General features: G+C 68.6%; 14 protein-coding genes and 1 pseudogene. 7 read left to right on the plus strand and 8 right to left on the minus strand.

What is annotated here, in order from left to right:
* Positions 1-9: 9 nt before the first annotated feature.
* Positions 10-468 (minus strand): effector-associated constant component EACC1, encoded by a 459-nt coding sequence (locus PS467_RS08480; protein WP_311034734.1) that lies wholly within the window; start codon positions 466-468, stop codon positions 10-12.
* 168 nt (positions 469-636) lie between these two features.
* Positions 637-968 (minus strand): annotated as a pseudogene (locus tag PS467_RS42025) (helix-turn-helix domain-containing protein); the annotation flags it as partial.
* Positions 969-1,607: 639 nt separating this feature from the next.
* On the opposite strand from PS467_RS42025, the gene PS467_RS08485 reads away from it, so the two are divergent.
* Positions 1,608-3,908, plus strand: coding sequence for an Orn/Lys/Arg family decarboxylase (locus tag PS467_RS08485; protein WP_311034735.1), 2,301 nt, complete (start codon positions 1,608-1,610; stop codon positions 3,906-3,908).
* Between the two features lie 512 nt (positions 3,909-4,420).
* Here the strand turns inward: PS467_RS08485 and PS467_RS08490 are convergent.
* The 5 genes from PS467_RS08490 to PS467_RS08510 form a co-directional block, all read right to left on the minus strand.
* Positions 4,421-5,290 (minus strand): SDR family oxidoreductase, encoded by an 870-nt coding sequence (locus PS467_RS08490; RefSeq protein WP_311034736.1) that lies wholly within the window; start codon positions 5,288-5,290, stop codon positions 4,421-4,423.
* A gap of 80 nt (positions 5,291-5,370) precedes the next feature.
* Positions 5,371-6,612, minus strand: a complete 1,242-nt coding sequence (locus PS467_RS08495; protein WP_432280553.1) for an amidohydrolase family protein — start codon at positions 6,610-6,612, stop codon at positions 5,371-5,373.
* A gap of 185 nt (positions 6,613-6,797) precedes the next feature.
* Positions 6,798-7,241: an Rrf2 family transcriptional regulator gene (locus PS467_RS08500; RefSeq protein WP_268970952.1), complete on the minus strand. Its 444-nt coding sequence runs from the start codon at positions 7,239-7,241 to the stop codon at positions 6,798-6,800.
* A 97-nt stretch (positions 7,242-7,338) separates the two neighbouring features.
* Complete coding sequence (locus PS467_RS08505; protein WP_311034738.1) at positions 7,339-9,519, minus strand: SpoIIE family protein phosphatase; 2,181 nt, start codon at positions 9,517-9,519, stop codon at positions 7,339-7,341.
* A 184-nt stretch (positions 9,520-9,703) separates the two neighbouring features.
* Positions 9,704-10,174, minus strand: a complete 471-nt coding sequence (locus PS467_RS08510) for a MarR family winged helix-turn-helix transcriptional regulator (protein ID WP_311034739.1) — start codon at positions 10,172-10,174, stop codon at positions 9,704-9,706.
* Positions 10,175-10,308: 134 nt separating this feature from the next.
* Here PS467_RS08510 and PS467_RS08515 point away from each other — a divergent pair, with 134 nt between their 5' ends.
* From PS467_RS08515 to PS467_RS08525, 3 genes are all read left to right on the plus strand, one after another.
* Positions 10,309-11,373, plus strand: coding sequence for an alkene reductase (locus tag PS467_RS08515; RefSeq protein WP_268970956.1), 1,065 nt, complete (start codon positions 10,309-10,311; stop codon positions 11,371-11,373).
* A gap of 64 nt (positions 11,374-11,437) precedes the next feature.
* Positions 11,438-12,403 (plus strand): alpha/beta hydrolase fold domain-containing protein, encoded by a 966-nt coding sequence (locus PS467_RS08520; RefSeq protein ID WP_311034740.1) that lies wholly within the window; start codon positions 11,438-11,440, stop codon positions 12,401-12,403.
* 111 nt (positions 12,404-12,514) lie between these two features.
* Positions 12,515-13,207: a GntR family transcriptional regulator gene (locus tag PS467_RS08525; RefSeq protein ID WP_311034741.1), complete on the plus strand. Its 693-nt coding sequence runs from the start codon at positions 12,515-12,517 to the stop codon at positions 13,205-13,207.
* A 25-nt stretch (positions 13,208-13,232) separates the two neighbouring features.
* On the opposite strand, the gene PS467_RS08530 is transcribed toward PS467_RS08525, so the two are convergent.
* A complete protein-coding gene (locus PS467_RS08530) occupies positions 13,233-14,282 on the minus strand; it encodes a helix-turn-helix domain-containing protein (protein ID WP_311034742.1) in 1,050 nt (349 codons plus the stop codon).
* Between the two features lie 353 nt (positions 14,283-14,635).
* Here PS467_RS08530 and PS467_RS08535 point away from each other — a divergent pair, with 353 nt between their 5' ends.
* The 3 genes from PS467_RS08535 (at position 14,636) to PS467_RS08545 (ending at position 17,236) form a co-directional block, all read left to right on the plus strand.
* Complete coding sequence (locus tag PS467_RS08535) at positions 14,636-15,076, plus strand: cupin domain-containing protein (RefSeq protein WP_051886278.1); 441 nt, start codon at positions 14,636-14,638, stop codon at positions 15,074-15,076.
* Between the two features lie 40 nt (positions 15,077-15,116).
* The gene (locus tag PS467_RS08540) at positions 15,117-16,736 is read left to right on the plus strand and encodes an FAD-dependent monooxygenase (protein WP_311034743.1); all 1,620 of its coding nucleotides are present in this window, start codon (positions 15,117-15,119) and stop codon (positions 16,734-16,736) included.
* Positions 16,737-16,831: 95 nt separating this feature from the next.
* Positions 16,832-17,236, plus strand: a complete 405-nt coding sequence (locus PS467_RS08545; protein ID WP_268970962.1) for a RidA family protein — start codon at positions 16,832-16,834, stop codon at positions 17,234-17,236.
* Positions 17,237-17,275 lie beyond the last annotated feature (39 nt).

Raw genomic sequence — 17,275 nt, forward strand, 5'->3', positions numbered from 1 at the left:
CTGTGTGGATCAGGAAGCGCCACTTGCCGCCCCTTCGGTGTCGTTCCCGGTACGTTGCCCGTCGCTGTCCCCGCTCCCCGGGCCCGCGTGGCCGGTCAAGGTGCCGTCAACGCTGCCCACCGTGGTGCCCAGGAGACGAGCGAGGCGGGCGACGTCCTCCGCGCCGCCGTCCTCGATCACCACGCGCACACCGTTGTGCTCGACCACCATCCGCGCGCCGGGCCGCTGGCGCGGCGGAAGGGAGGCGCGGAAGTTCAGGTGGGAGTAGATCAGACTGGCGGTGGAGAATCCGGTGCTCAAGGTCAGGCCGATCCACTCCAGGAGATCCCCCGACATCCCGCCGTCGGCCGTGCCCGAGCGTTCGCGGGTCATCGTGACGTACCGGCCCACGGTCCGGTCCCTTGCGATCCAGTCCGCGAAGCGACCGGTCAGGTCCCCACCACCGCTGCCCACGCTCTCCCTGGTCAACCCGTTGTCTCCGATACGTACGCGCACACGCCCCCCAAATACAGTCCTGGCGAAACGGCATCACCAGACCGTCGCCCGCAGTGAGTTCCATTGTTGCCCGAACCGCCTGTGAGCTGACACTCCCGCGCTCAACTGGCCAACGGAAATGCTCAGTCACACATGAGGCCGGCGGTCGGGGACTGCGCATCCGCGCTCGGCCAGGAGCGTGCCTATCTCAGTGACGGCCCGGGTGATGGTGTCCGGTCGATGCCGAACGGCAGCGCGAAACGGCGTGCGGAAGGTCATGCCGCAGACGGATGAGCGGTGGCCACCACACGGTCGACGAACCCCATCCGATGCCCGGCACCGGCCGCCCGCCTTTTGTTCCCGCCGCGTGCAGTGTGACGGCAGCCTTCGACCATGGCCTGCCACGCCGTGGCCAACTCCTGGATGAGACAGCCCAGATGGCGTCGCGAGATCCCCGTGAACAGCCGATGCGCAAAGACCGCCCTATTGACCATGATCGCCACGGGCTGATCAAGCCACCCACCAGCGCCGACACCTCACCCGCTATAACGCACCAACTCGTAAGCCGAATCGGTGCTCAAGGAAACAGATACCCAGCCATGGGGCGATGATTTCGCATGGCCGTCCGATGCCGCCGGTTGGGAGCGTCTCCTGGGGGCGGTGACCGATCTGCCGTGGTCGCTGCGTTTCCCGTCGCCGTCGCCGTCGGCCCCGGACTGGGGCCCAGCCGCGGTCCGGCGTCGCTGGGTCGATGACATCGCCCTGGTGGACTGGGAATCCGGCCCGTTCAGTGGTGTTCGCGGTGCCCGTCAGATCGCGGAGACGGGAGACGACTACCTGATCGTCTCCGTGCTGAGTACGGGGAGCGCCGTCTTCCGCCAGGGCGGTCACGCCGTCGTCGCGCGCAGTGTCGTGGTGCGACGGCGTCTTTATCCTCAGAGCTCCGGCACGCGTCCGGTCCATGCTCACCATGTCCCGGCCGCGGCCCACTTGCGGTCGCCGCAGGTCGATCTCCCGTGCGCGATGTACGCCATACCGGTGGTTTCGCCCAAGGGGGACCGCTCGCCCAGCCGGGCCGCGCGGACACTTGCCCGACGGTGGCCGGGCGGCCACCCGGGGAGGGGAGGACAGCCATGGCCGACAGCAGGGTTCTGATGGCGGTACCGGAGCACCCGCGCGCCGAGGGCGCCAGAACGGAGCAGCTGCGGAAGATCCGGGATGCCGTCGAGGCCGGCGGCTTCGAGGTGCGCTGGGCCGTCGACGCGCAGGACGCGGACGCGGTGCTGCGTACCGAGGCGGGGCTGGCGGCGGCACTGGTCGCCTGGGATCTGCCCGGCGGCGGCGTGGAGGACGGCGGGCCCGTCGTCCTCCGCCGGATCGGCCGGCGTTTCCGGGACCTGCCGGTCTTCCTGACCATGACTGAGGAGGGGGTCCGCGATCTGCCGCTGTGGGTGTCGGAGACGGTCGTCGGATACGTGTGGCCGCTGGAGGACACTCCGGGATTCATCGCGGGCCGCATCACCAGTGCCGCCCGAGCCTACCGGGAGGACGTGCTGCCGCCGTTCTTCCGGGCGTTGCGCCGCTTCGACGACGCCCACGAGTACTCCTGGCACACCCCGGCGCACTCCGGCGGTGTCGCCTTCCTGAAATCAGCGGCGGGGCGGGCCTTCCACGACTACTTCGGCGAGCGGCTGCTGCGCAGCGACCTGTCGATCTCGGTCGAGGAACTGGGTTCGCTGTTCGAGCACACTGGACCGATCGGCGAGGCCGAGCGCAACGCCGCCCGCGTCTTCGGATCCGACTCCACCTACTTCGTACTGCACGGCGACTCCACCTGTAACCGCCTGGTCGGCCACTTCAGCGTCACCCGCGACGAGCTGGCGCTGGTGGACCGCAACTGCCACAAGTCGGTGCTGCAGGGGCTGATCGTCTCCGGGGCCCGCCCCGTCTACCTGGTTCCCACCCGCAACGGCTACGGCATGGCCGGCCCGCTGCCACCGGCCGAGCTGGCACCGGAGGCGATCGCGGCCCGGCTCGCGGTGCATCCGCTGGCCGAGGCCGCGGTGTCGCCGCGGCCTCAGTACGCGGTGTTCACCAACTCCACCTATGACGGGCTCAGTTACGACGCCGTCGCGACCGCGCGAGCGCTCGCGGGCAGTACACCGCGAGTGCACTTCGACGAAGCCTGGTTCGCCTACGCCCGATTCCACCCGCTGTACACCGGCCGGTACGGCATGGCGGTGGACGAGCGGACCTTCCCCGGGCCGGAGCGGCCCACGGTGTTCGCGACCCAGTCGACGCACAAGCTGCTCGCGGCGCTGTCGCAGTCCGCGATGGTGCACGTGCGACCGGCACCACGGGCACCGGTGGAGCACGACCGCTTCAACGAGGCCCTGATGATGCACGGCACCACCTCGCCCCTGTACCCGATGATCGCCTCGCTGGACGTGGCCACCGCGATGATGGACGGCCCCCAGGGTGAATGGCTCATCGACGAGGCGGTGACGGAGGCGATCCGCTTCCGTCAGGAAATGGTCCGCCTGCGCAAGCGGGTGGAGAGCGCCGGGGACCGGCCGGGCTGGTTCTTCGGCGTCTGGCAGCCGGACTCCGTCACCGACCCGGCCACCGGCGAGCGCCTGCCCTTCGACGAGGCCCCGCCGGAACTGCTGCGCACCACGCAGTCCTGCTGGCTGCTGGAGCCCGGTGCCGCCTGGCACGGCTTCCCCGGGCTCACCGAGGGGCACTGCATGCTGGATCCCGTCAAGGTCACCCTGACCTGCCCCGGCATCACCGCCGCCGGCGACATGGCCGAGGAGGGCATCCCGGCCCGCGTCCTGACGGCGTACCTGGCCACACGGAACATCGTCGTCGAGAAAACCGACAGCTACACCACGCTGATCCTGTTCTCCATGGGCATCACCAAGGGCAAGTGGGGCACGCTGCTGGACGCCCTGATGGACTTCAAGGCCCTGTACGACGCCGACGCCCCTCTCGACCGGGTGCTGCCCGCCGCCGTAGCCGCGCATCCGCGCCGCTACGCGGGGCTGACCCTGCGCGAGCTGTGCCGGCAGATGCACGGCCGGCTGCGTTCGGCCCGTCTGGTGGAGCTGCTGGACACAGCCTTCCAGCAGCTCCCGGAGCCGGTCCGGCCTCCGCAGCACTGCTATCAGCGTCTGGTGCGTGGCGGCACGGAGCGGATCCGGATCGCCGACGCCGCGAACCGGGTGGCGGCCGCCATGGTCACCGTCACCCCACCCGGCATCCCGGTCCTGATGCCCGGGGAATCCACCGGTGACACCGACGGCCCCCTCCTGCGGTACCTCACGGCCCTGGAGAGCTTCGACCGACACTTCCCCGGCTTCCGCAGCGAGACACACGGTGTCACGATCGACGAGGAGACCGGCGACTACCAGATCGAGTGCCTGCGCAGGTGACCTGGCCGCAGCCTCGTTGACACCCCGGGCCGGCCGGCGGCGGGCGGGCCCGCGGTGTCAGCGCAGCGCCGTCGCGTTGGCCGGAGAGCCCACTCCGCCGGTCAGGTTGAGGGGTTCGACGGTGACCAGGCCGTCCCAGCGTCCGGTGTGCCGGCAGTCCTGGGCGAGGCCGGTGAGGTTCCACAGCTCGCCCAGGCGCAGGCCCAGTTCGGCGATCAGTTCCTGGTGGCAGCATGCCCTGGTCCTCGGGCGCGCTGTGGTGGAAGTCGCTGTCGGCCAGGACGGAGAGGATCTCCACGGCGAAGGTGTCCGTGGCCACGAGGGCGATGTGGTGGTCCCAGCACCAGGCGGGCGAAGGCGCGGCTCTGCGCGAACCCGGTACGCGTCGTGCGGCGCGGACCTCGGCCCGCGCCGTCGGACTTGAGCGATCGCAAAGCCCCAGGTCAACCACCGCACGGCAATAATGACACCCTTCAAGGCAGGGCGTCAGCGTTCTCAGCCCTGCCTGCGCGTCAGCTTTCGTCCGGCTGGAAGAAGCGTGGGCTGTTTTCCCGGTCTGCGTAGTCGGTCGAGCAGGCCACGTCGCGTTGTGCCTGGAGCTGGGCCAGGCGGGTGGTCAGCGCGCGGGTGATGTGCTCGTAGCTGTCGCTGCCCAGAGTGAGGCGCAGCGGGGCGGGTTCCACAGCGACGCTGGCGATCATGGCGTCGACCATCTTGTCCGGGTCACCCGGCGAGCGGAGCGAGGTGTCGTCGAGGAGGTGATTGATCCTGCGGGAAGGCGAGGCGTCATAGGCGGGGATGCGGGGCCCGACCTGCGCGCTTCTGTTGCGGAAGTCGGTGCGCGCGCTGCCGGGTTCGACGATCGTGCAGCCGATCCCGAACACGGCCACCTCCTGCGCAACCGTCTCCATGAACCCTTCGATGCCCCACTTCGTCGCGTGATAGAGCGAGCTGCCGGGAATCGTCACCTGGCCTCCGAGGCTGGAGAGCTGGAGGATGCGGCCGTGGCCCTGTTCGCGCATGTGCGGAAGGACCGCGCGGACGAGCTGGATCGCTCCGAGCAAATTGGTGTCGATCTGGTGGCGGACCTGTTCGTCGGTGACTTCCTCGGCGGCGCCCAGCAGCCCGTAGCCGGCGTTGCTGACGACCACGTCGATGTGGCCCATCGCGGCCCAGGCGGCGTCGGCCGTCGGCCGGATCTCGTCGGTATGTGTCAGGTCGAGAGTGGCGAGCCACAGCCGGTCGCCGTATTGCGCCTTGAGGTCGTCGGCGGCGGAGAGGTTCCGCAGTGTGCCGGCGACACGATCGCCGGCAGCGAGCAGCTTTTCCGCCATCAGGCGGCCGAAGCCACTGCTGATGCCGGTGATGAGCCAGGTTTTCACGGGTGGTTTCCTTCCTACTGCGGTGAAGCGGTGCACCTACTGCGGTGAAGTGGCGGGAGGATGTCCCGCCACGGGCGCGCCTAGCGCTTGTCGACGGCGATCTCGCCGTTCAGGATCACCATGCTGAGGTCGCGGATGTTGCCGATGTCCGCGGTGGGATCGGCGTTCAGCACGAGCAGGTCGGCGCGCTTGCCGGGGGCCACCGTACCGAGGTCGGGGCGGACGCACTGCCGCGAGGCGCCGCTGGTGCCTGCGGCCAGCACCTGGGTGGGCGTCATCCCGGCCGCCACCATGAGTTCGGCCTCTTCCAGGGTGTTGGCTCCGTATAGGCCCCGGCCGCTGAAGGTGTCGCTGCCCAGCGCGATGTGCACGCCGGCCTCAGCGACCTTCTTGAGATTGCCAGGGGCGTCCGGGTGGGCATTGTCGATCCAGAGTGTGGGCGTGTAGGTGATGGCGTGTTCGAGCATCAGGTCGATGAGCGAGTGGTCGGTGAGGGGCTCGATGGTGACGCCGTGCTCCAGGCCGTCCGCTCCAGCCTTGATCGCCTCGCGTGCCGCGGCCTGCTGGGTGGTGTGGACGGTGACCCGAAGGCCCCGCTCGTGCCCGGCCTCGATCCCCGCTCGAAGGAGATCGAGGGGAAGCCGTTCCAACTCGACACCATCCGGGAAGGCGGGATTCTGCCAGAGGTACTTCGGTCCGCCGGAATGTGCGCACGCGCCTTCCGACAGGAGTTTGATCGCGTCCACCTTGCGGTCGGCGAGGTGGTGCACCAGGTCGCGGATCTGCTGCACGCTGTCGACCTCTCCCGTGAAGCGCTCGCGCGCCCAGGGGTTGTCGCTGAAGACCGTGGCGGCGGGGTGCCCGTCGCGTCCGGTGATGCCGCAACCGGTTGCCAACAGTCGCGGGCCTCGCAGCGTGCCTGCGGCGATTTTGGCCCGCGTGTCCAGGATTCCGTCCGTCGGATCGCCCACCGACTTGATGGTGGTGATCCCGTGATCGAGGAACAGCCCGAGCTTTCCGGGAAGCTCATTCTCCTCGAAGGCCCGCATCGAGTCCGGATCGGAGACCGCGCGCACGTCGTAGAAGTGGATATGAGTGTCGATCAGGCCCGGCATGACCCATCCTTCGGCCGCGTCCACCTCGTGTCTGCCCCTGAGCGGCTCGGCCGAGACGGATGCGATCTCTCCGCCGTTGATGGCGACGTCGTACAGACCGGCGAGCGCCTGGCGGCCGTCGAAGACATGTGTGCGCCTGATCACGAGGTCGTAGGTCGCAGGGCCGCGAGCCTCGGTGCTCACGATTGCTTCGGATTCCTGGGGCACCGCTCTCACTCCTAGTGCGTTTCTGAGTAGGTGTTCGGGCCGTAGAGCACGCGGAGGGATCGCGGGGCCGCGTGCTGACTTCCGGAGCCGGGAGGGCCGGAGCGCCCACCCCGGGATCAAACTGCAACCATGGTAGTTACAGTTAGGGAACGCGTCATGAACGCAGGGTGCGCATGCGCGCTTGATCAGTGATCCCTCGGTTCGCCGCCGGAGGCCAGTATCTGCTGCAGCAGGCCGGCGATCGTCGTCCTGCCGAGCTGTTGCTCCAGAGCTCGCTCCGCGTTCTGGAACTCGGCGTCAAGCAGGTCGCCAATGTTGCGGCCGACCTCACACGCCCCGCTGGGCGGATGGGTGTGCCGCGAGAAGATCTGCCCCTCCTCGACGGCGGCGTACGCGTCATAGAGCGTGATGTCCCGCGGGGCGCGAGCAAGGCACCAGCCGCCCCCTCGGCCTTCGGTGGACCGCACCAGGTGAGCGTCTCGCAAGCGGCCGAGGATGCGCCGCACGAGGACCGGGTTGCTGTCAAGGCTGTCCGCGATCTCCGCGGAAGTCAACGAGCCCCCACGCCGGTGCGCCAGCATCGCAAGCGCGTGAATCGCGACCGCGCTCCTGCTGCTGAGCCCCGCCATCTCTTGCTCCTGCCGTCCCCACCGATTAACTGGAACAAGACTAGTTACAGTTAAATCGATCGTCAACCCAGCTGTCTTATACCTCGGTTTGAGCAGGTCAGGGGCAGGGTGGATGTGGGCCACGCATCTCGCTCTCGGCAACGGGGACGTCGAAGAGACCATCCATGCACGTCGTCCCCGGCGGCAGCTCTTCGGAGGGCTGAGCCTGGGAGGGCAGCAGTTGCTCGGCCCAGATGCACTTGCCGGTGCGGCCGTAGCGGGCGCCCCAGCGATGAGAAAGCGCCTCCACCAGTTGCAGTCCGCGACCGCCCTCGTCCGTCTCCGCCGCCCGGCGGATGTGCGGCGTGGTCAGACTCCCGTCGGACACCTCGCAGACCAGCACATCACTGCGGAGCAGGCGCAGCTCGGCAGGGCCGCGAGCATGCCGGATCACATTGCCCACCAGCTCACTGACCAGCAGCTCACTGGTCATGCTGAGCTCGTCCAGATGCCAGGCGGCCAGTTGCTCCCGGACCAGTTCACGGGCCCGCCCTGCCGCGACGGCGCCGTCCGGCAATTGCCAGCAGGCCACGCTCTCGCGCGTGAGGTGACACACTCGGGCGATCAGCAGCGCCGCGTCATCGCCGGCCTGTTTCTCCATACGCAGCGCCTGGGTGACCGTGTCACACAGAGCGTCCAGGTCTGTCTCGGCACCCGGCGGGTGCGAGGCCACGGCGGCCGTCAGCGTCTCGGCGAGGCAAGCCATGCCGTGATCGAAGTCCCGGTCGCGCGACTCGATCAGACCGTCGGTGTAGAGCACCAACAGGGCACCGCTGGGCACGGGGAACTCGGCGGTCTCGAACGGCGGCGTCGCGACGCCGAGCGGAGGGTTCAGAGCGCTGTCGGGGAAATGGACCGTGCCATCGGTGTGCACGATCGCCGGGGGCGGGTGTCCGGCACGCGCGACGGTGCACATTCCGGTCACGGGGTCGTAGACGGCGTAGAGGCATGTGGCGTAGTACGCGTCGCCCAGCCCGGTCACGAGGTCGTTGAGGTGGGCCAGCAGCTCATCCGGGGGGAGTTCGATGCCCGCCAGGGTGCTGACCGCCGTGCGCAATCTGCCCATGGTGGCCGCTTCCGGCAGGCCGTGGCCCATCACGTCCCCGACCACGAGCGCGACCCGTCCGGCGGAGAGCGGAAGCACGTCGTACCAGTCGCCGCCCACCGCCGTGCCGCCGGCCGGGATGAAGCGCGCCGCGGCGGACACCGCGAGCCGGACGGGAAGCGTGCTGGGGAGCATGCCGCGTTGCAGCTCATGGGCTTGGCTGTACGCGGTGTCGTACAGCCGGGCCCGCTCGAACGCCTGCCCGATCAATCCGCCCAGGGCGGTGAGCAAGGTGCGCTCTTCCTCGCCGAAGCGGTGCGGTTCGTCGAAGGAAATGACGCACGCGCCGTAGGGCTGCCCCGAAGCGATGAGCGGGAGCGCGACCCAGGCGCTCTTGATGCGCCGGAATGCGCTCTCCGACGCATCGGGGAAGCGCTCGCGGTATTCCTCGTAGGAGGAGAGGAAGACCGGTGCCCGCGATTCCATGATCGCCGCGATCGGGGTCTTCCTGGTGAGCCGGACACCCTCGATGTGGTCGAGGAAGTCACGCGGGTAACCCCTGGCGCCGAGCACCCGCATCCGGTCGCCTTCCACGCACTCGAATATCAGCCCCGTCGCCCCGAACGGGGGCAGCACCTGGTCGGCCACGGCTTCGACGACATCGTCCACGGTCAGAGCCCGGGCGAGGACCGCGGTCAGCTCGCCGATACGGGCCGCTCGCCTGGCGGTGGCCTCCTCGTCACGGAGACGTTCCTCCTCCCGCGAGCGCTGCTCGTGGATGTCGCTGAGGAGGACGTTCAGGCCGGTGGGCCCGGGGAGCAGCCGAATGCGATGCCAGCGCCCCTCCCCGGGCAGCCGCGCCTCGAGATCGAGCGGCGCGGCACTCGCCATGGACCGCCGAAAGAGATTCTCCACGCGCGGAACGCGCAGCTCCGGGCTCGTCTCCCACAGCACACGGCCCACGAGGGAGGGGGTGGGGCCGAGTACGCGCTCTGCCGCGACGTTCGCGTAAGTGATACGCCCATCGGTGTCGCAGGCGAGGAACGGGTCGCTCATGTGCTGGAGGGAGTGGCCGACCACGTCCCGAGGCTTGGTCCTGCCGCCGCGGTGTATCAGGCTCACTTCAATGATCACCTGCCAGGTGTGGTGTCGGCGGGAGAGGTCGGTCGCCCACACCGTGCGGAGTGTGACCACCGATGCCTGTATGAAAATGTTACCTATGGGCGATAAGCGGCATCCAGGGGCCGTCCGGGCAATCTCCGCGGAAGGGCAGCCCGAGGATGGGTCAGCGAGTCACGAGCGCTACCCCGGGGGGCTCTGACGCCACTGCCCTGACGCCGCTGCCCTGACTCGCCGACGCCGGGCGCCCGAGGTCACGTCAGCCGTCGTCAGTGGAGGCGAGGTTTTTTTCGATCTTCGAGAGGATCCTGGCGAACGCTTCGCGTTCTTCGTCGTCGAGCCCGTCCAGGGTGCGCTCCTCCAGGTGCGCCCACGCCTGCGCCACCTTGGGCCGCAGGGCGTAGCTCTCCGCCGAGGCCCGGACCAGCATGACGCGCCGGTCCTGCGGGTCGCGGGTGCGGACGACATGTCCGCCCTGTTCCAGCCGTCGCAGCATCAAGGTCACGGTCGACGGGTCCAGGTCGAGCATCTTCACCAGCTCCGATTGGCGCACCGACCCCTCCCTCCACAGGGCCATCATCATGAATTCCTGGCCGGAGCAGAGGCCGGTGGGGCGCAGCAGCTTGCCGCCGGAGAGGCGGTGCAAGCGGGAAACGCGGGCCAGGGTCTGGCTGACGGGGCCGCCGTCTCCGGCCTCCGTCGCGCCGGTCCGCGTGGGCTCTGAGGTCATGGGGGCAAGGTTATCGTGGGCGGCCAACTATTGGCCCACCAATGAATGGGTTATGGTGGCTCCGGTGAGTTCATTGGCCGCCCAATGAACTCGCTCGCCATGCACAGCACGCACATCAATCCTCGGGAGCCGTTGTGACCACAGCATTCGATCCGATCGACCTCTCCGGACTGCGCCTGCGCAACCGCGTCGTCATGCCCGGAATGGGGCGCGCCCGCGCCTTCGGACCCGGCAATACGGCCACCGACTCGATGGTGACGTACTACGCGCAGCGGGCCACGGCCGGACTGATCATCACCGAGGGGTCCCAGCCGTCGGTCGTCGGCCAGGGCTTCCCCAACACCCCGGGGCTGCACAGTACCGAGCAGATCGCCGCCTGGCGCCGCGTCACCGACGCGGTGCACGCCGAGGGCGGCACGATCTTCGCCCAGATCTCGCACGTCGGCAGGGTCGGCGACCCCGGCCTCCTGCCCGACGGACTGGTCCAGGTCGCTCCCTCGGCCGTCGCCGCGCCCGGCCAGTTGTTCACCTTGGACGGGATGAAGGACTTCACCACCCCGCGCGAGCTGACCTCCCAGGAAGTGCGGGAGACGATCGCGGACTTCGCCCAGGCGGCGCGCAACGCCATCGAGGCGGGGTTCGACGGGGTCGAACTGCACGCCGCCTACGGCTACTTGCTCCACCAGTTCCTCGCTCCCAACTCCAATCTGCGCACCGATGAGTGGGGCGGCTCCGTGGAAGGCCGGGTCCGGTTCGCCGCGGAGGTGGCCGCGGCCGTGTCCGAGGCCATCGGAGCACAGCGCACCGGGATACGGGTGTCGCCCGGAACCGGCTACAACGGCGTGGAAGAGCCCGACCCCGAGCCCACATACGTCCATCTCGTCCGCCGGCTGAGCGAGATCGGTCTGGCCTATCTGCACGTCGTCGAGAACTCGCGCGATCTGACCGGCATCCTCCGCAAGGAGTTCTCCGGAGCCTTCATCCTCAACCCCGCGACGGACGGATTCACCAGCGCGGAGGAGCTGGCGCTCATCGAGGATGGCACGGCCGACATGATTTCCTTCGGCGCGCTGTTCCTCGCCAACCCCGACCTGCCCGCGCGTCTGCGAGCGGGCGGGCCGTACAACACACCCGACCAGACGACCTACTACGGCGGCACCGACAAGGGATACATCGACTACCCCTACCTGACCAGCTGAGCACACCACCTGCCCGTGCGGGGAATCAACGGGGCAGTGGCACGGTGGCGATGCATGATGCATCATGCATCATCTGACCACCTGGGAGGAAGGAACCATGGACCCGTTCCCGCACCCGTCGGAGCTGTTGGCGACGCCCATCGACAGTGACCCCTTGGCGCCAAGGTCGTTGACCGAGCCGTATGCCGTCGACGCCCTCCCAGGAGCCCGGAGCTATCTCAACGTGGCCTACGCCGTCGTGATGGGCTGGCGTCCCCTCCTGCTCGACCTGCACGTCCCGGTGGCGGGACCCGGGCCGTACCCGGTGGTCGTCTACGCCCACGGCGGCAGCTGGCTCGGCGGGTCCAAGGCGATCGGACCGTGGCATTCGCTGCCCGCGCGGGGCATCGCGGTCGCCTCGGTCGGTTACCGCCTCGCGGGCGAGGCGCGGTTCCCGGACCCGGCCGAGGACATCCGGGCGGCGATCCGCTGGGTCAGGGCGCAGGCCCAGCGGTTCCTGCTCGACGGCAGCCGGATCGCGGGGTGGGGCAGCTCCGCGGGTGCCTACCTCATGACCATGGCCGCCCTGGCGGGGGACGGGCCCCTGGGCCGTCCGGTGGGCGACGCCCAGCAGGTGTCCAGCAGGCTGTCGGCAGTCATCGACCACTACGGCGCCGCCGACCTGGCCCGTCTGGAGGAGGACGCGTTCGAGAACACGGAGCAGGAGATCGACTCGCTGTTCGCCGTCGTGCGCCAGCTTCTGGGATTCGACCCGCGCCACGCACCCGACCTGGCGGCTGACGCCGATCCCTTGGTCCTCGCCGAGCGCAGCGGCGAGAAGCCGCCGTTTCTGATCATGCATGGCGATCGCGACCACCGGGTGGGTCTCGCCCAGAGCCGCCGCCTGTACGAGGGCCTCGACGCGGCGGGGATACCCGCGGAGCTGGTCGTCGTGCCTGGCGCGGACCACATGGCACCGGAATTCTCCACGCCGGAGAGGGTGGAGGAAGTCGTGCGGTTCCTGACCCGTGTCTGGCGACGCCGAGCCTGATGCCACAGGGCCGGGCGACAGAGGAGACCGGCGCGGCGACGCTGTCATGAATCCATCATTGGGCCATCAGGCCCCCTTCGGCGTGCTCCTGCATCCTGTATCGTTCGGAAAATGGGTGCCCGCGGTAACTCCTCCGACTCCTCGCAGGTTTCGCTGGGAAACGTCAGGCAGAGGACGGCCCACGAAACGGTTGTCGAGGCTCTGCGCCACGCCATCCTCTCCGGTGAGCTGCCCGGCGGCACACGACTGGTGCAGTCCGAACTGGCGGACCGTCTCGGGCTCAGCATCACTCCCGTACGCGAAGCGATACGGCAGTTGGCGACCGAAGGGCTGATCCAGCTCGACTCCTACCGCGGGGCCGTGGTCCTGACACCCGCCGAGGAGGAGATGCGCGAGGTCTACGACCTCCTGCTCACCCTCACCCCGATGGCGGCGCGCAGGGCCGCCGAGCGGATCACCGAGGTGGAACTGGAGCAGGCCCGCTCGCTGGCCCGCGAAATGGCGCGCACCGAGGACGTCGCCGGCTGGGTGCTCCTCCACCGCAGCTTTCACCTCGTCCTGTACGGCGCCGCCCGCTCGCCTCGGCTGCTGTCGATCGTCACCAGTCTGTCCGACGCGGCCGCTCCGCAGATCGCCCTGTCCCTCAGGGAAGACGCGTCCAGCAGACCCTGGATCGACGCCGGGCACGCGCATCTGGTCGACAGCTTCGCGAGCGGGGATCCCGAGCGGGCGGTGGAGGCCATGCTCGACCATCTCCAGTCCCACAAGCGAAGCGCGCTGGGGGGATCCGCAGAGGGGGGCTAGGGGAATCCGACAGTGCGCCGGTCGGTCAGCCGAGCCGGTAGCGCCGGACGCGGTGGTAGAGCGTGCCCCTGGAGATTCCGAGGCGGGCCGCGGCCTCGGACTTGTTGCCGCCGCATTCCGCGAGGGTCTCGTTGATGACCTTGAACTCCGCCTGCTCGAGGGGGCTCAGCGTGGCCAGGGGCGAGATTCCGTGGTGCTTGGCGCAGCTGTCCCGTCGGTCGCGCTCGAGGACGAGCACGACTCCGTCGTGGAGGCGTCCCTGGGTGACCGGGTGGAGGCGGGCGCTCCAGCCGTCGTGCAGGGCGACCTCGGTGGCCGACGGGCCCGCGGCCACCACGATCGACCACAACTCGGCCCGGTCCAGTTGGAGTTCCGTCGGCGCATTGTCGACGATCATGGTCCTCTGGTCGATGGTGACCACGGGGCCGGCGGCGGGGCCGCAATAAGAGAGGTGCGTATTGAGCATGCGTCGCTGGCGGGCGGTGGCCGCCTCGCGCAGCGTGGCGGTGATCCCGTCGACGAGGGTCCGGGCGGCGACCTGCAGCAGGTGGTTGGCGTCTTCGGCGCGACAGGCCACGTTGACCGCGCCGAAGACGCGGCGGCTGATCGGGTCCATCACGGGCGAGGCGACACAGGCCCACGCGTGCCACGGCTCTTTGTAGTGCTCCGCGCCGATGACGAGCGAGGTGCGGTTGGTCATCTGCGCCATGCCGATCCCATTCGTCCCCGCCACCGGCTCGCCCACCCGCGAACCGGGCTCGAACTCGGCCCGGTCCAGGGCCCGCGACAACGTACGTTCGGACTCCCACCGCCAGGCCAGGGTTCCGTCGGCGTCCGCGAGTGCCAGTGATGTCGAGCTCCCGACCAGCAGGTCGGCCATCTTGAGCAACACCGGCTTGGCGGCCCGCACGAACGGGGACTGCGCGTCGATGTCCGCGTGGGTGAGTTCCAGCCGTTGTGGGTCGATGCCATTGCTCCGTGCCCGGCGCCATGAGGTGAGGATCTGCGGACGGACGGTCGCGGCCTCTCCCGACTGGAAGCTCTCCCACGCATCCCTGGTGCTCTGTGATCCCATCGCGCCTCCCATACGTGTCCGTCGGCGTGCCGAACTGCTCCGTGACATGAGAGCTGTACAGCTTTTGCACACCACCCTTGTCGGGCTTGAGAGCGATGATGCAGGATATCGAATGCATCCGATAGAGGGAGTTCCGAGGTAAATCCGGAGAACCCGAGATGTGGTCCGGCTCCCTCGGGTCGGTAGGCCGACCCACTCCAGCGAACAAGGGGCGTGACCCTGTGGAATCGACTGCTGCCTGAATGCGTGAGCTCGCCCACGCGATTTTCGCCCCTCGCCGGCCGTGCTTGCCGGCCGGTCCCGGATCTCTCGACAGCGCAATGTTCACCGATCGATGGAAGGGAAGGTTTGACATGGACTTCAAGGTTGCCTGGGACGGAGCTGTGACCCTGGTCCGCCCGGAACAGGAGGAACTGGCGAAGCAGCACGTCAACGCGCTCTTCGGGGTGAACGGCATCACCACCCCGTCGAAGCACCTGTGCCTGATCGTGACCTCCCTCCGGCCGGGCGAGAAGTCGGCCGCGCACTATCACATCGACCACGAGTCGGCCCTCTACGGGATCAGTGGCAGCGTGCATTTCTTCTGGGGTAACGACCTGGAACACGAGGTGATCGTGGGCGAGGGAGACTTCCTGTACATCCCGCCGTTCTGCCCGCACGTTTCCTACAACCGCAGTCGGACGGTCACCGCCTCGTTCGCCACCGCGCGTACCGACGCGCTCGAGCAGGAACGCGTTTTCCTTCTGCCTGAGCTCGACGACCGGGTTGCGGACCGCGTCTCGTACGTCGACTGAATTCGGTCTCGTCCGCGTCAGGTGAAAAGGAGATCCCCCTATGATCAATGTCCCCGTTCTCGTCGTCGGCGGTGGACCGGTCGGAATGAGTCTGGCGCTGCTTCTCGATCGCTTCGGGGTACCGAGCCTGCTGGTCGAGCGGCGTGCGTCGACCACGACGCATCCCAAGGCCCGTGGTTGCCACGCCCGTACGATGGAGCAGTTTCGCGTATGGGGCATCGAGGATCGAATTCGCCGGGCGGGTCTGCCGCAGGAATCCGACGTGGCGTGTTGGTGCGAGAGCCTGAACGGACCGCTGGTGGCCTATACGCAGCCCGCGCCGAGCGTGAACACCCCGGCGCCGCGGTCGATCGTGCCCCAGGACGCCGTGGAGGAGGCGCTCGACCACGCGCTGTCCACGCGGCCGGGGGCGCAGGTGCGCCGGTTGACCGAACTGGTCTCGTTCGTCCAGGACGAGGAGGGTGTGACGGCGCGCGTCAGATCCGTTGCCGATGGCGAGGAGTTCGAGGTGCGCGCTCAGTATCTCGTCGGCTGTGACGGGGCGAACAGCAGGGTTCGCGGTCTCCTGGGCATCGAGATGGATGGTCCGGAGCTTCTGCACCTCATGGCGAATCACTACTACCGCGCGGACGTCGGTCATCTGCCGCATGTGCGCAGCGCCATCGGTTTCCTGGTGCGTCCCCGTGACCGGTCACGGCCGGATGTCAATGTGCTGGCGACCGGCCCGGACGGCGATCGCTGGCTCGCGGTCCAGAAGCTGGAGAACGGTGAGGAGCCCATCAGCGAGGAGCGGCTGATCGAGCTCGTCCGCGAATACTGGGAGATTCCCGATCTCCATGTCGAGCGGATCAACGTCATGAACTGGCGGATGAGCGCTCAGGTGGCGAAACGTTTCCGCGAAGGACGGGTGTTCCTCGCCGGGGATGCCGCCCACCGCTTTCCCCCGGCGGGGGGCAATGGACTCAACTCGGGTGTTCAGGACGTGCACAACCTGGCGTGGAAACTCGTCATGGCGCTGTCGCACCAGGGCGGCGACGCGCTGCTGGACACCTATGAGTCCGAGCGCCGTCCGGTCGCGCGGTCCAACACCGACTTCGCGGTACGGAACCAGGAACGCATGGACACGATGGACGAGGCGATCCGTCACCGCCATGAGGATCCCCAAGCCTGGCGTGACCTGCTCCTGGACATGGACAACCAACTGCACAGCGAGGGCCAGTCGATGGGCTACGTCTACAACGACGGCGCGATCGTGGATGACGGCTCGTTCCTCCCGCCCCACGACTCGCGCCACTACTGGCCAACCGACCGGCCCGGCGCCCGGTTCCCGCACTTCTGGATGGACGTCGAGAAGACAGAATCGTCCATCGACTGGTTCGACACCTCGTTCGTGCTGGTCTGCGGGCCCGACGGCGAAGGCTGGCATCAGGCCGGCGAGGAACTGCGCGCGGACGGCGCAGTGCCGCTGGAGGTCAGGAGGCTGCCCCATCTTCTGGGGCCCGTATCCATCGGCCGCGACGGCGCGGTACTGGTCCGGCCGGACGGCCACGTCGCCTGGCGGGCCACTCATGCCGGTGACCCCAGGGTGCTGCGCGACGCGCTCACCCGTGTCCTCGCGGGCGGCACGCGTGCCCCGTCCGTGACCGGCCTCGCCGCTTGACACCACCGCGCGGACGCCGTGCGCCCCGGCCGGGCCGGGGCCACGCACCCCTCCCGTGCCTGCCACTTCATCCAGTAAGTCAGAAAGGCGGAACCATGACTCCCCTGCCGACGTATGAGAACCCGAAGGGTCTCGGAGATCCTCTGAGTGCCTATGCGCATGTGGCCCGTGCCGGGGATCTGATCTTCGTCGCCGGCCAGTGCGGTTTCCTCGAGGACAACTCCGTGGCCGGGCCGGATGTGCGCAGCCAGACCCTGCGCGCCTATGCCAACGTGCGCACCGCACTGGAGTCCCAGGGCGCGTCGATGCGCGAGGTGGTGCGCTTCGTGACGTACCTGACGTCCTCGGACCATGTCGCCGGGTTCTATGCAGCGCGCGAGGAGTTCTTCGCCGAGCATTACCCGGACGGTGGGTATCCGCCGAACACCTTGCTGATCGTCAAGGGACTGGTCCGCGCGGACCTGCTGGTCGAACTCGACGCCACAGCCTGTCGTCAGTGAGAACGAGCCATCATGTCGTCGATCAGAGAATCGATAGAT

The sequence above is a fragment of the Streptomyces luomodiensis genome (assembly GCF_031679605.1).
GTDB classification, from domain to species: domain Bacteria; phylum Actinomycetota; class Actinomycetes; order Streptomycetales; family Streptomycetaceae; genus Streptomyces; species Streptomyces luomodiensis.

Coding starts and splice junctions, on each gene's coding strand:
- PS467_RS08530 (WP_311034742.1), bottom strand. CDS start 14,282: ATGGGATCACAGAGCACCAGGGATGCGTGGGAGAGCTTCCAGTCGGGA.
- PS467_RS08520 (WP_311034740.1), top strand. CDS start 11,438: ATGCATCATCTGACCACCTGGGAGGAAGGAACCATGGACCCGTTCCCG.
- PS467_RS08535 (WP_051886278.1), top strand. CDS start 14,636: ATGGACTTCAAGGTTGCCTGGGACGGAGCTGTGACCCTGGTCCGCCCG.
- PS467_RS08500 (WP_268970952.1), bottom strand. CDS start 7,241: ATGGCGGGGCTCAGCAGCAGGAGCGCGGTCGCGATTCACGCGCTTGCG.
- PS467_RS08525 (WP_311034741.1), top strand. CDS start 12,515: ATGGGTGCCCGCGGTAACTCCTCCGACTCCTCGCAGGTTTCGCTGGGA.
- PS467_RS08510 (WP_311034739.1), bottom strand. CDS start 10,174: ATGACCTCAGAGCCCACGCGGACCGGCGCGACGGAGGCCGGAGACGGC.
- PS467_RS08545 (WP_268970962.1), top strand. CDS start 16,832: ATGACTCCCCTGCCGACGTATGAGAACCCGAAGGGTCTCGGAGATCCT.
- PS467_RS08485 (WP_311034735.1), top strand. CDS start 1,608: ATGGCCGACAGCAGGGTTCTGATGGCGGTACCGGAGCACCCGCGCGCC.
- PS467_RS08540 (WP_311034743.1), top strand. CDS start 15,117: ATGATCAATGTCCCCGTTCTCGTCGTCGGCGGTGGACCGGTCGGAATG.